Annotated in this window: 10 protein-coding genes; 9 read left to right on the top strand and 1 reads right to left on the bottom strand. The window is 74.8% G+C overall.

The window, feature by feature from the left end:
- The first annotated feature begins 3 nt into the window (after window positions 1-3).
- From IE287_RS14445 to IE287_RS14415, 7 genes are all read left to right on the top strand, one after another.
- Window positions 4-426, top strand: a complete 423-nt coding sequence (locus tag IE287_RS14445) for a hypothetical protein (protein ID WP_189849425.1) — start codon at window positions 4-6, stop codon at window positions 424-426.
- A 79-nt stretch (window positions 427-505) separates the two neighbouring features.
- Complete coding sequence (locus tag IE287_RS14440) at window positions 506-1,981, top strand: hypothetical protein (protein ID WP_189849424.1); 1,476 nt, start codon at window positions 506-508, stop codon at window positions 1,979-1,981.
- Between the two features lie 52 nt (window positions 1,982-2,033).
- The gene (locus IE287_RS14435; RefSeq protein ID WP_189849423.1) at window positions 2,034-5,441 is read left to right on the top strand and encodes a right-handed parallel beta-helix repeat-containing protein; all 3,408 of its coding nucleotides are present in this window, start codon (window positions 2,034-2,036) and stop codon (window positions 5,439-5,441) included.
- A 26-nt stretch (window positions 5,442-5,467) separates the two neighbouring features.
- Window positions 5,468-6,742, top strand: coding sequence for a S8 family serine peptidase (locus tag IE287_RS14430; RefSeq protein ID WP_189849422.1), 1,275 nt, complete (start codon window positions 5,468-5,470; stop codon window positions 6,740-6,742).
- Window positions 6,743-7,013: 271 nt separating this feature from the next.
- Window positions 7,014-7,523: a sigma-70 family RNA polymerase sigma factor gene (locus IE287_RS14425; protein ID WP_229883485.1), complete on the top strand. Its 510-nt coding sequence runs from the start codon at window positions 7,014-7,016 to the stop codon at window positions 7,521-7,523.
- A 106-nt stretch (window positions 7,524-7,629) separates the two neighbouring features.
- A complete protein-coding gene (locus tag IE287_RS14420) occupies window positions 7,630-8,988 on the top strand; it encodes a nucleotide-binding protein (protein ID WP_189849420.1) in 1,359 nt (452 codons plus the stop codon).
- 78 nt (window positions 8,989-9,066) lie between these two features.
- Window positions 9,067-9,621 carry a hypothetical protein gene (locus IE287_RS14415; protein WP_189849419.1) on the top strand — a complete coding sequence of 185 codons (555 nt, stop codon included), beginning with the start codon at window positions 9,067-9,069 and terminating at the stop codon, window positions 9,619-9,621.
- Between the two features lie 514 nt (window positions 9,622-10,135).
- Here IE287_RS14415 and IE287_RS14410 read toward each other — a convergent pair.
- Window positions 10,136-10,558: a secondary thiamine-phosphate synthase enzyme YjbQ gene (locus IE287_RS14410; RefSeq protein ID WP_189849418.1), complete on the bottom strand. Its 423-nt coding sequence runs from the start codon at window positions 10,556-10,558 to the stop codon at window positions 10,136-10,138.
- Window positions 10,559-10,890: 332 nt separating this feature from the next.
- On the opposite strand from IE287_RS14410, the gene IE287_RS14405 reads away from it, so the two are divergent.
- Together IE287_RS14405 and IE287_RS14400 are read left to right on the top strand one after the other, a co-directional pair.
- Window positions 10,891-11,760 carry an ABC transporter permease gene (locus IE287_RS14405; RefSeq protein ID WP_189849417.1) on the top strand — a complete coding sequence of 290 codons (870 nt, stop codon included), beginning with the start codon at window positions 10,891-10,893 and terminating at the stop codon, window positions 11,758-11,760.
- Entirely contained in the window at window positions 11,733-12,497 is a 765-nt protein-coding gene (locus IE287_RS14400; RefSeq protein ID WP_189849416.1) for an ABC transporter ATP-binding protein, read from the top strand. Before IE287_RS14405 ends, IE287_RS14400 begins: the two co-directional genes overlap by 28 nt.
- Window positions 12,498-12,500 lie beyond the last annotated feature (3 nt).

The raw sequence follows: 12,500 nt of genomic DNA, 5'->3' as shown, positions 1-12,500 counted from the left end.
GCCATGACCGACCCGGAGTTCCGACTCGCCGCCGTCTTCGACCACGCGGGACCGGAGACGGGCCCGGGGTTCGGCCTCGACCACCCGGTGGTCGAGGACCCGGACCTGCGCGCCCTGCTGGTGGAGCGGCTGAACGCCGGCACGCCCGTCCTGATGACGCCGGTGCTCATGGACGACGTGCTGGACCCCTCCCGGGTGGCGGAGGTGCCGCTGAACTTCCGCACGGACGGGCGGTGGGTGTGGACCGACACCGTCACGTACTACCTGGAGCAGTACGCGCTCGCTCCCGAGGCCGGGCTGCTCGCGCACCTGGACAGGCCCGGCTACACCGCCCCGGGCCCCCTCGGCCAGGACGTCGTCGAGCGCGCCGCCGCCTTCGTGCTGACCCCCGCGCCGGAAGGGGCGGAAGTCCGCCCGCCGAGTTGACCGGTCCGGTGAACCACGCGACACCGCCGGTCCGTTCGTACGTGTCGCGGGGGGTCCGCGACGACCGAGGGGAATCACGGTGGACAACAACGAAGCACGGGCCGGGGGCACCGCCGCGCAGGCCGCGTCGGCCATCAGCCTGCCGACGGTCGCCTGGCAGTCGGCGGACGACGATCCGGACGGGTCCGGCGCGGCGCCCGAGCCGCGTACCGGCACCGCGCCGGCCGCGAACGGCTCCGGACCGGGGACGGACCCGGCCGGCGCCGGGTCGGAGCAGGTCGCCGAACCGGAGACGAGCGCCAGAACCGCGGCCGCGCCGATCGGCACCGTCCCCGCGGCCGGCCCCGGCGCCCCGGGGACCACGGCCCCCGAAGGCGGGGCCGAGACCGCCGGGGAGGGCGCGCCGGACGGCGAACGGGAGGGCGGACGCCAGGCCGCCCCCGACGCGGACGGCCTCGCCGCGGCCGCCACCGCCGCGGCGATCCCCCGCGCCGTCTCCCGTCCCGGCAGGCGGCTCTCCAAGCCGATGATCGCGGCGGCGGCCACCTCGGGCGTGGTCCTGATGGGCGTACCCCTGCTGTTCTCTCAGCTCGGCGGCGGCTCCGGCCCGAACCCCGTGCCCCCTCGCCCCACCGGGTACAACCAGGCCGGCGGAGGCCCCGACGGCTACGTGCCGGGGGTCGACGCGCCGGAGAAGGGCTCCGCCCTGCCGGGAACCGGCGCCCCGGGGGCGGCCCCCGGCCCGCGGGACGGCGGTCCGGGCCCCGCGAACAACCCCCTGGCCAAGTCCGCCGCCGGTCTCGGCGCGGGAGCCGGGGCGGACGGCCTCGGCGGCGGCCCCGTGCCGACGGCCACGAAGAGCACCGGCTCCGGCGGCTCCCGTCCCACCACCGGTCCGACCTCCGACGGGTCCAGGTCCACCTCCGGCCCGACGCCCACCCGGCCCGGCCCGACGCCCACCCGGCCCGGCCCGACGCCCACCGAGACCCGGGTGACCGCGCCGCAGCAGACGTCGGCTCCCCCGGCGAAGGCGCAGTACTCGGCCGTGGCGGGCCCGGGCTGCGCGGGCTCGGGCGCCACCTTCACGTACAGCGGCTGGTACACGGACGGCAAGGAGGGCTGGCAGCGGTACGACACCGGCGGCTACGGCAGCTCCGGCTGCAACGGCGACTTCTACTCCCTGCCGATGTCCGGGCACTCGGGCAGCGACGCCGGGAACGCGCTGCGCTGGACGTTCCGTACCGGCGACGTCACCTCCGGCACCTGCCAGGTCTCGGTGCACGTTCCCCACCACAGCGACATCAAGGCGGTGGGCGGCAAGCCGTCGTACTACACCGTGCACGCCGGTGCGACGGGCAACGACCCGATCCTGAAGTCCTTCACCGTCGACCAGGTCTCCCGGCGGGGGCAGTGGATCAGCGCCGGCAGCGTCAACGTCACCCGCGGCCTGCTGACGGTGAAGCTCCACGACCGGGGTCTCGACTGGTCGGGGTCGAAGCGGACCTACGCCCATCACGCGGGCGACGCCGCCCGTGTCCAGTGCACCGCCTCCTGAAGCGGTCCGGCCCACCGGGGCCGGCGGCCCACCACGAAGGGAACAACCACGCATGTCGCGCCATGTGCTGACCGTGAGCGCCGAGGCGCAGACCGACCGGCCGTCCGGCTCCGGCGGCCAGTTCCGCACGATCGGCGCGGCCTTGGAGGCGGCGCGCAACGGCGCGGTGATCTCGGTGCGGCCGGGGCGGTACGAGGAGAACCTGGTCATCACCAAGATGGTGACCATCACCGCCGAGGACCGGCGCGGAAGCGTGCGGATCGTGCCGCCCCGGGGGACGGTGGTCCAGGTGGTGGCCGAAGCGGTGCAGCTGACGGGGCTGGTGCTGCAGGGGCTGGACGACGAGCTGCCCGCGGTGGACGTGCCGCGCGGTCAGGCGGCACTCCAGGACTGCGAGGTGGTGGGCAACGCCTGGGCCGCCGTACTCACCCGCCAGCAGGGTTCGCTGGCGATGCGCGGCTGCCGGGTGACCAACCCCGGTGGGGCGGGAATCGTGGAGACGTCCACCGGCACCAGTGTGATCGACGACTGCGTCGTGGAGCATCTGGGCACCTCGGCGGTGGTCATCGGCGAGCGGGCCAATCCGACGTTCCGCAACTGCGTGCTGCGCGACGCCCGGGGCAACGGGGTGTGCGCCAACGGCGAGGGCCGGGGGGTGATCGAGGACTGCGAGATCTCGGCCACCGACAAGCCGGCCATCGCCCTGGAGCAGAATAGCTCCACCCAGGTGCTGCGGACCTCGGTGCGGGACTGCCTGCTGGGCGTGTTCATCGGCTCCAAGGAGCGGGTGGTCCTCGAGGAGTGCTCGGTGACCGGCACCCAGGTGCACGGCATCGCCCTCGCCGAGGGCACCGACCCGGTGCTGCGCCGCTGCCGCACCTCCCGCACCAAGGGCAACGGCATCCATGTCACGGGCCGTTCGCGCGGCACCTTCGAGGAGTGCGAGGTCACCGGGGCCGAGGGCAGCGGCATCTGGGTGGAGGAGACCTCGGGGCCTTCGTTCAAGCGCTGCTCGGTGCGGGACGCGAGGGACGCCGGGGTCGTACTGACCGGGGACAGCGCGCCGGACTTCGACCGGCTGGAGGTGTCCGGCGGCGCGGGGGCGGGAGTGCGCGTCCTGGAAGGGGCCAACCCGATGCTGCGGCGCGTGACCGTGTCGGACGTCGCCGGACCCGGCGTGGAGGTGACGCGCGACGGGCGTGGCCGGCTGGAGGGTTCGGAGGTCTCCGCGACCGGACAGGCCGGGGTGCGGATCGCCGACGGGGGCAACGCCTACGTCGGCAACACCGTGGTGCGGGAGACCGGCGGGGCCGGCGTGTCGGTCGGCGCGGGCGGGGTGGCCACGCTGCGGGACTGCAGCGTCGCCGAATCGCCGCAGGAGGGGGTACTCGTCGAGGACGGCGGGGAGCTGACCGCGACCCGCACCCGCGCACGGTCCTGCCGGCGCTACGGCTTCCGGGTCGCGGCGGGCGGCCGGGCCACGCTCAGCCGGTGCGAGGCGGTGGACAACGCGGCCGACGGCATCCGGGTCGACTCGACGGAGGCGGTGCGGGTGCACGACTGCACGGTCTCCGGCAACCGGGGTTCGGGGCTGCGCCAGCTCAAGCCGTCGGTCCGGGTCGCGGTGGAGAACCTGACGAGCGTGGAGAACGAACTGCCGGACTCGTACGGGGAGGTCACCGCCCCGGCCGGCGGTCAGGGGAGCGAGTCGCACGGGACGCGCGGGGACACGGACGGCGAGGGCGCGGAGGACGGTCCTTCCGGCGGGGCCTCGGGTCCGGTGCCGTCCGCCGCGCCGCGCAGGCCGGACGGGCCGCTGGAGGCCTTGCAGGCGCTGGTGGGCCTGGACGGGGTGAAGGAGCAGGTCTCCACCCTGGTCAACCTCAACAAGCTGGCCAGACGACGGGAGCTGGCGGGCATGCCCGCGCTGCCGATGAGCCGCCATCTGATCTTCGCGGGCCCACCGGGCACCGGCAAGACGACCGTGGCCCGGCTCTACGGCTCGATCCTCGCCGAGCTGGACGTCCTGCCGTCGGGCCATCTCGTCGAGGTGGCCCGCGCGGACCTGGTGGCGTCGATCATCGGCGGCACGGCGATCAAGACGACGGAGATCTTCCAGCGGGCGCTCGGCGGCGTGCTCTTCGTCGACGAGGCGTACACGCTGTCGCAGGGCACCGGGGGCAGCGGGCCGGACTTCGGCAAGGAGGCCATCGACACGCTGGTCAAGCTGATGGAGGACCACCGCGACGAGGTCGTGGTCATCGTCGCGGGGTACTCCGAGGAGATGCGGGGCTTCCTCGACTCCAACCCCGGGCTCGCCTCGCGGTTCAGCCGCACGGTGGAGTTCGAGAACTACTCGGACGACGAGCTGACGACGATCGTGGCGATGGCCGCGGCCTCGCACGGCTACCAGCTCGCCGACGGCACCCGTGAGGCGCTGGCGCAGCACTTCGGGGGCGTGGCCAAGGGCGCCGACTTCGGCAACGGCCGGGCCGCGCGCAAGGTCTTCGAGGAGATGGTGGACCGGCAGGCCTCGCGGCTGGCCGCGCTGCCGGAGATCGGCAACGCCGACCTGGCGCTGCTCACGCCCGAGGACGTGGGGGTGACGGTGGCCGCCGGGGAGCCCGCGGAACGCCGGACGGAGCTGCTCGACGAGCTGCGCGCGATGATCGGGCTGCCCGCCGCCAAGGAGCAGGTCGAGGACCTGGTCAACCTGATCAAGCAGGTCAACCGGCGCAAGGAGGCGGGGCTTCCGACCGCCACGATCAGCCATCACCTGGTGTTCTCGGGACCGCCCGGAACCGGTAAGACGACGGTGGCGCGTCTGTACGGCCGGTTGCTCGCCGAACTCGGGGTGCTGCCGGGCGGCCAGCTGATCGAGACGGCGCGGGCGGACCTGGTGGGACGGTTCGTGGGGCACACCGCCCAGTTGACGAAGGAGGCCTTCGACCGGGCGCGCGGGGGTGTTCTGTTCATCGACGAGGCGTACACCCTGACACCCCGCGGCGGCACGGGCAACGACTTCGGCCAGGAGGCGGTCGACACCCTGATGAAGCTGATGGAGGACCACCGCGACGAGGTCGTGGTCATCGTGGCCGGGTACGCCGACGAGATGCAGGGCTTCCTGGACTCCAACCCGGGCCTGGCCTCCCGGTTCTCGCGGTCCGTCTCGTTCGAGCACTACACGGACGAGGAGCTGGTGCGGATCGTCGGGGCGCTGTCCGAGAAGGCCGGTTACCTGTGCCCGCCCGAGACGCTGTCGGCTCTCGGCGAGTTGTTCGCCTCGGTGCCGCGCGACCGTACGTTCGGCAACGGCCGCTTCGCCCGCCAGACCATGGAGTCGATGATCACCCGGCAGGCCGGGCGGCTCAGCCGGCTCGACATCGACGACGTGGCGGAGCTGAGCCTGCTGCTGCCGCAGGACGTGCCCTGGGACCGCGTGCCGGGCGGTGTCGCGTGAGCCGTCGGACGAGAGGGGGTACGGCGGTGATCGCGGCGGCCCTGCTGTGCGGGGCGGTGGCCCCTCCTCCGGGGAGCGCCGCTGCCGCGACGGCCGGTCCCCTCGCCGCGGTGGCCCCGGCGGCGGCTCCGGGTACGGACCCCGCCTCGCTGCCGGCCCTCACGCAGCGGCTCTCCGGCGACGCGTGCCGCAAGGCGTCGCACCGGATGGTCACCCGGTTGCCGTGGCCGCAGGCCCGGTTGCGTCCGGAGACGGTCTGGCCGCTTTCCGAGGGCGCGGGGGTGACGGTGGCCGTGGTGGGCTCGGGCGTGGACGACGCCGCGGGGCTTCTGGGCGACCGGCTGAAGCGGGCACCGCGGCTGTTCGACGCCGGCCCGGCGAAGGACTGCGCGGGCCACGGCACCTTCACGGCCGGTCTGATCGCGGCGGCCCCCACCGCGGGAGAGGGGTTCGCGGGGTTCGCGCCCCGGGCGCGGATACTCGACGTCCCGGTCACCGACCGGCGGGGGAACACCACCCCCGACCTCCTCGCCCGGGGCATCCGGGCGGCGGCCGACGGCGGTGCCCGGGTGATCGTCACCGTGGCGGTGGCGGGCCGGGACAGCCCGGCGCTGTCGAGCGCCGTGCGGTACGCCGTCTCCAGGGGCGCTCTCGTGATCGCGCCGGCCGCTCCGGACGGGGCGACCGGGGTGAGCGGCGGCGGCGCGGCGTATCCGGCGGCGCACCCGCTGGTGCTGTCCGTGGCGGCGACCGGCCCCGGCGGGGAGGTGCCCCGTCAGGGGATCGTGGGCCGGGTGGACCTGACGGCGCCGGGCGAGGCCGTGATGGGCCCCGGACCGGGCGGCAGGGGCAAGTTCACGGCCTCGGGGCCGAGTTACGCGGCCGCGTTCGTGGCCGGAACGGCGGCCCTGGTCCTCGGCTACCACCCGGACCTGGGCGCCGAGGCGCTCGCGCACCGGCTGCAGGCCACCACGTCGAGTCCGGGCGGCCGTCTGCCGGACCCGGTGCGGGGGCACGGCCCCGTCGACCCGGTGGCCGCCGTCACGGCCGTCCTCCCCGAGGAGGGGCCCGGCGCCTCGCCCTCCGGCGTCCGCGCGACGGCGCCGGGGGTGGCGATGCCGCCCGGTGCCGGGCCCTCCGCCGCGGGGTCCGCCTGGTGGGTGTCGGCAGGCTGTCTGGCGCTGCTGGCGGCGGTGACGGGCACCGCCGCCGTGGTGCCGCGCGGGCGCCGGCGGCGGTGGCGGCCGGGTGGCTACCGGGCCCCGGAGGCGGGCCGGAACCGAGGCCCGGAGCCCCTTTAGGGAGACGCAAGCGAGGCGTTACCACGCGGGGCGCGAAAGGCACATGATCGTTAGCAAAGCATTAGTCAAGGTTGCGATTCTGCCGGAACGAGCCCGACGAGCCCTCAGAGGCGGTCGGTTGGTGCCGCCGTCGAGCGCGAGGAGCCGCCGACGGCGCAGCGCGGGAGGAACCACCGGGATGGGAATGCAGGGGGACAGTGCCGACGGCGCACCGGCGGGCGCGACCCGCGCGGGGGCGGGGCCGGGCGCACGCGCGCAGGCGCGCCCCACGATGGACCGGGACACCCTGGCGGAGTTCTACCGGCTCCACTCCTCCGCCCTGCTCCGCGCGCTGCTCCGCCTGACCAGCGGGGACCGGGGCAAGGCCGAGGACATGCTCCAGGAGACGTTCCTGCGCGCCTGGCAGAACCCCCAGGCCCTGGTCCGCGGACCGGAGCACGGCCGCCCCTGGCTCTTCACCGTCGCCCGCCGCATCGCCATCGACCACTTCAGGACACAGTCCGCCCGCCCGAAGGAGCTGGGCGACGAGACGCCGGAGGACCGGGCGGCCCCGGACGACCCGTTCGAGGAGATCCTGTCGGCGCACGCCATCGGCGACGCGCTCGCCGAACTGGCCCCGCACCACCGGGACGTGCTGGTGGAACTGCACCTCAACGACCGCTCGACCGCCGACGCGGCCGCCGCACTCGGGATACCGCCGGGCACGGTCAAGTCCCGCAACTTCTATGCCGTACGGGCGCTGCGCCCCCTCCTGGAGCAGCGCGACCTCGCCCCGGCCTGACCGGCCGGCACGTCCCCACCTGAACCGGGCGCGTCCGCCGGCCCGTTCCTCCGGACGACCGACGAGAGGGGACCGCCAGGTGGTTACCGTCGTAGCCAGAAACGACATGGACGAACCCGGGCATTGGACGGACGCACCCGACTACAGCCCGGAGGAGTGGCGTACGGGCCGGGGCGAGCACCTGCCGGCGGCGGGAGCGCCGAAGGGCGAGGGGGGCGACGGGACGACGCGAGGGGAGGGTCAGGGGGGCGCGGGAGACGCGCACCCGGGTCCGGCGGACGACGGGGACCTGCCCACGGCCCCGGCGACCGACGACGGCAGCGACAGCGACAGGCCTGCGGATCCCGAGTACGACGGAAACGTACGCGCGGACACGGAGGACGACGGAGACGTCACGGCGGCCGCCACGACGGCGGACCCGGGCGAAGCGGCACTCCCGGACCCCGCCCCGACGGCGTCGGAGCCCGACGCCGAGCACTCCCTGCCGCAGCCCGCGGCGACGGGAGCGCGGCCCGCGGGGGCAGCGGACCCGGACCCGGCGACGCCGCCCCCTCCCGCGGAACCCGCCGGGGCACCGGCACGGCGTATCGGCTGGGCCGCGGACCGGGAACTGTCCGGCGAACGCCTGGTGCGCCGCACGGCCCGCGAGCGTTTCCGCGTCGGTCTGCGCCGGGCCCCCGCCCATGTGCCCGACGCGCTCCGCACCCCGCTGCTCCGCAGCCACCGGATCGCGGTGCTCAGCCTGAAGGGCGGCGTCAGCAAGACCACCACCACCCTGGCGCTCGGCGCGGTACTGGCCCGCGAGCGGGCCGACCGGGTCGTGGCCGTGGACGCGAACCCGGACTCGGGCACCCTCGGCCGGCGCGTCCCGCGCCAGTCCGGCGCCACCGTACGCGACCTCGTCACCGCGATCCCCGGCCTGCGCACCTACATGGACATCCGGGCGTTCACCTCGCAGGCGCCCAGTGGCCTGGAGGTGATCGCCAACGACTCGGACCCGGCGGTCTCGCAGATCTTCGGCGACCAGGACTACCGGCGGGTCGTCGAACTCCTCAGCGGCCACTACCCGATCGTCCTCACCGACTCCGGGACCGGCATGCTGCACGACACCATGCGCGGCATCCTGGACCTCTCCGACCAGCTTGTCGTGGCGGCGACGCCGAGCGTGGACGGTGCGAGCAGCGCCAGCGTCACCTTCGACTGGCTGGCCGCCCACGGCTACGAGGAGAAGGCGCGCGAAGCGGTGACGGTCGTCTCCGGAGTGCGGTCGTCCTCGGGACGGCTGATCCGGGTCGACGAGGTCGTCGCCCACTTCCGGCAGCGCTGCCGGGCCGTGGTCAGCGTTCCGTACGACCCGTATCTGGCCCGGGGCGGCGAGGTCGACCCCGAGTGGATGCGCGGCCGGACCCGGGCCGCGTACTACGAACTCGCGTCGCTGGTGGCGCAAGAGTTCGACCGGGGCTGACGCCCCGTCTCCCCCGCCCCACGCGCGATCCGCGACCGCAATCGCGACCCACCCGCACAAGAACACCGGAGGACACCCATGGCCTGGTACGAGGGCCCCTGCCGCATCACCGTCGTCGACGTCGACGCCGACTGGCCACAGCGCGCGGTCGTCGCGGTGTCCGGATCGCGCGGTGCGCGCATCGAGATCCCGGGCGAGGCGGGAACGGTCCGGCACATCGACGCGCCGAGCTGGCACCTGGAGGTGGAGCACCTGCACGAGGGGAAGTGGCGTCCCAACGTCCGTGCGATCCGCAGCCGTTGGGAAACAGTGGACGGCGTGTCGACGCAGCTGGTCACCAGCAAGGACGTGGATTGGCCCCGGGGCAACCAGCACGAGCGCAATCTGGTGCTGCGCCTGGAACGGATCGGCGAGGTGGACGAGCGCGCCCACGAGGCGGGCGGGGAGGCGCCGGCACGGGCCGCCACCCAGTCGGCGTCGACCACCCCGGTCCGCCTCACGGCCGCCGGACGGGCGCACTCTCCCACGGAGTCGTCCTCGGGCGGCTCCGCCTTCGGCGCCCGGCCCACCACCGCTCCGGCGCACACGGCCTCCCCCGGCCCGACGTCGACGAGCAGCAGCAGCCCCTGGTGAGACGGGGGACCGGCTTGCCGGCCGTCGATGCCCGCACCGGCGCCACGCGATTCCGTACGTGACGCCGGCCTGCGGCGACCGGAGCCGAACCGGGCGGAGGACACACGAAGGGCCGCGCCCCGCGCTTCCCCCGTGAAGCGGTTCGGGTCGTCGAGGTTCCGGACGCCCCCGTGCCCGTGGGAGACGAGGAGCCCGCCCTCGTCGCGCATCTCGTAGCCGGTGTCGGGGCGGTCGACCGCGTTGCGGCCGGGCCGGTCGGCGGCCGCGGCGACGCGCCCGTCGTACGTGCCCCGCTCGTCGCGCGGCCACGGGCCGGGCCCGGGACGGGCCGTCGGGTCGGTGGCGCCGGACACCTCCCCGGCGTCCGCCCGGTCGATGAGGCGACCGCCTACGGCCGCGGCGGCCGTCGGCACGTCCTCCCGCCGCCGCTCGGGCGAGGTCGCGGCGGCCTTGACCCTCGACAGCCGGCCTATTCCGAGCAGGCACTTTCCGCAGCCGTCGTACGGCCGCTCGGTCAGCCCAGGAAACTCAGCCGCACCTGTCGCTCCGGGTTGTCCTTGTTGGTGTCGACGAGGCAGACGGACTGCCAGGTGCCCAGGGCGAGGCGGCCGGCGATGACGGGGAGGGTCGCGTGGGGCGGGAGGAAGGCGGGGAGGACGTGGTCGCGGCCGTGGCCGGGGGTGCCGTGGCGGTGCTGCCACCGGTCGTCGGCGGGGAGCAGGTGGTGGAGGGTCGAGAGGAGGTCGCTGTCGCTGCCGGCGCCGGTCTCCAGGACCGCGAGGCCGGCGGTGGCGTGGGGGACGAAGAGGTTGAGGAGGCCGTCGCGGCCCACGGCCGTCTCCGTCAGGAAGGTCTCGCAGGCGCGGGTGAGGTCGGTGACCGTCTCGCGGGCGCCGGTGGTGAGGCTGAGGACGCGGGTGGTGAAGGAGTGTGACATGGGGTCATCCTGCCGTCCGAAGCGCAGGATGGCGCGTCCACGCTCCGAGACACCGTTGACCGTGTCGGCCGCGGGTCGCTACGTTCGCGCCATGTTGCGTACAGCCCTGCTCACCACGCGTGGTCACATCGACCTGCTGCGGGTGGCCTCCGCCACCTGTTCCCGCGGCTGCTGACGCCTTCCTCTCCCCGCTCTCCGGCCCGCTCGCCGGAACGGTTCCCCCTCCCGACGCTCTGATCCTCTCGCCGTACGCGTGTGCCTTCCGCGTGCGGTGACGTCGACGCGTACCCGCCCCCTCCCCGCTTCCCTTCCTCTCTTCCCGGAGCCCCGTCATGGCCGTCGGTCACGCGCCCCCTCCTCCCGCCCCTCTCGCGCCGGATATGTCCCCCATTCCGGATGTCGAGTCACTGACTCCCGCACGGCGGTCCGGCCGTCGGCCCGTCGTGCCCCGCTGGCTGCGACGGACCGTCGGGCCCCTACTGCTCCTGCTCGCCTGGCAGGTGTCGAGCGCCACGGGGCTGCTCGCGCCCGACGTGCTCGCCTCGCCCGGGACGATCGCGCGGTCCGCCGCCGAACTGGTCGCGGACGGCACCCTGCCGACCGCCATGGGCGTCTCGCTGCGCCGGGTGGCGGCCGGCCTGCTGCTCGGCGGGGCGGTCGGGGTGACGCTCGCGCTGCTGTCCGGGCTCTCGCGGCTCGGCGAGGACCTCATCGACGCGACCGTGCAGATGCTGAGGACCGTGCCCTGGGTCGGACTGATCCCGCTGCTGATCATCTGGCTGGGCATCGGCGAGGCCCCGAAGGTGGCCCTGATCGCCCTGGGCACCGCCTTCCACCTCTACCTGAACGTCTACGCCGGCATCCGCGGCGTCGACTCCCAACTCGTCGAGGCCGGGCAGTCGCTGGGGCTCGGACGGTGGGGGCTGGTGCGGCACGTGGTGCTGCCCGGCGCCCTGCCGGGCGCCATGACGGGGCTCCGGTACGCCCTCGCCACCGCCTGGCTGGCCCTGGTCTTCGGCGAGTCCATCAACGCCGACGCCGGGATCGGCTTCCTGATGAACCAGGCGCGCGAGTTCTTCCGCACCGACGTGATCGTCGTCTGCCTCGTCGTCTACGCCTTCCTCGGCCTGCTCGCCGACGCCGTCGTCCGCACTCTCGAAAGGCTGCTGCTGCAATGGCGACCGACCTTCACCGGACAGTGACCGTCCAGGGTCTCACCCGCTCCTTCGACGGCCGGCCGGTCGTCGACGGCCTCGATCTCACCCTGGAAACCGGGCAGTTCACCGCTCTGCTCGGTCACAGCGGATGCGGCAAGTCGACCCTGCTGCGCGTCCTCGCCGGGCTCGACCGGGAGATCTCCGGCACCGTGCTCGTGCCCCGCCGCCGCGCCGTCGCCTTCCAGGCTCCCCGGCTGATGCCGTGGAAGCGGGTCTGGCGCAATGTGCTCCTCGGCCTGCCGGGCCGGCCCGACCGGGCCGTCGCCGACCGCGCCCTGGAGGAGGTCGGACTCGCGCACCGGGCCGGCGCCTGGCCCAAGACCCTCTCCGGCGGCGAGGCCCAACGCGCCTCCCTCGCCCGTGCGCTGGTACGCGATCCGGATCTGCTGCTGCTCGACGAACCGTTCGGCGCGCTGGACGCGCTGACCCGGATCAAGGCCCAGCGGCTCGTCGCCGAACTGTGGCGGCGGCGCGGCTGCACCGTGCTCCTGGTCACCCACGACGTGGACGAGGCACTGCTCCTCGCCGACCGGGCGCTGGTGATGCGCGACGGGGTCATCGCGTACGACACCCCGGTCGCGCTCGACCGCCCCCGCTCCCCCTCCGACCCCGCCTTCGCCGCCCTCCGCGGCCGCCTCCTCGCCGAACTCGGCGTCGAGGAGGGCGAGTCCGCCGATGATCCCGCCCCCGTCCGCGCGCCCGTCGCGGCCGCCCACCCCTAGGAG

It is taken from the genome of Streptomyces omiyaensis (assembly GCF_014650895.1).
Lineage (GTDB): Bacteria > Actinomycetota > Actinomycetes > Streptomycetales > Streptomycetaceae > Streptomyces > Streptomyces omiyaensis.
Note: the sequence above shows the minus strand (reverse complement) of the source record. Positions and strands in the feature narration are given on the sequence as shown.

What these genes read in the sequence shown, in the direction of transcription:
- IE287_RS14445 (WP_189849425.1), top strand. Translation starts at nt 4, where the DNA reads ATGACCGACCCGGAGTTCCGACTCGCCGCCGTCTTCGACCACGCGGGA.
- IE287_RS14435 (WP_189849423.1), top strand. Translation starts at nt 2,034, where the DNA reads ATGTCGCGCCATGTGCTGACCGTGAGCGCCGAGGCGCAGACCGACCGG.
- IE287_RS14425 (WP_229883485.1), top strand. Translation starts at nt 7,014, where the DNA reads ATGGACCGGGACACCCTGGCGGAGTTCTACCGGCTCCACTCCTCCGCC.
- IE287_RS14420 (WP_189849420.1), top strand. Translation starts at nt 7,630, where the DNA reads ATGGACGAACCCGGGCATTGGACGGACGCACCCGACTACAGCCCGGAG.
- IE287_RS14415 (WP_189849419.1), top strand. Translation starts at nt 9,067, where the DNA reads ATGGCCTGGTACGAGGGCCCCTGCCGCATCACCGTCGTCGACGTCGAC.
- IE287_RS14410 (WP_189849418.1), bottom strand. Translation starts at nt 10,558, where the DNA reads ATGTCACACTCCTTCACCACCCGCGTCCTCAGCCTCACCACCGGCGCC.
- IE287_RS14405 (WP_189849417.1), top strand. Translation starts at nt 10,891, where the DNA reads ATGGCCGTCGGTCACGCGCCCCCTCCTCCCGCCCCTCTCGCGCCGGAT.
- IE287_RS14400 (WP_189849416.1), top strand. Translation starts at nt 11,733, where the DNA reads ATGGCGACCGACCTTCACCGGACAGTGACCGTCCAGGGTCTCACCCGC.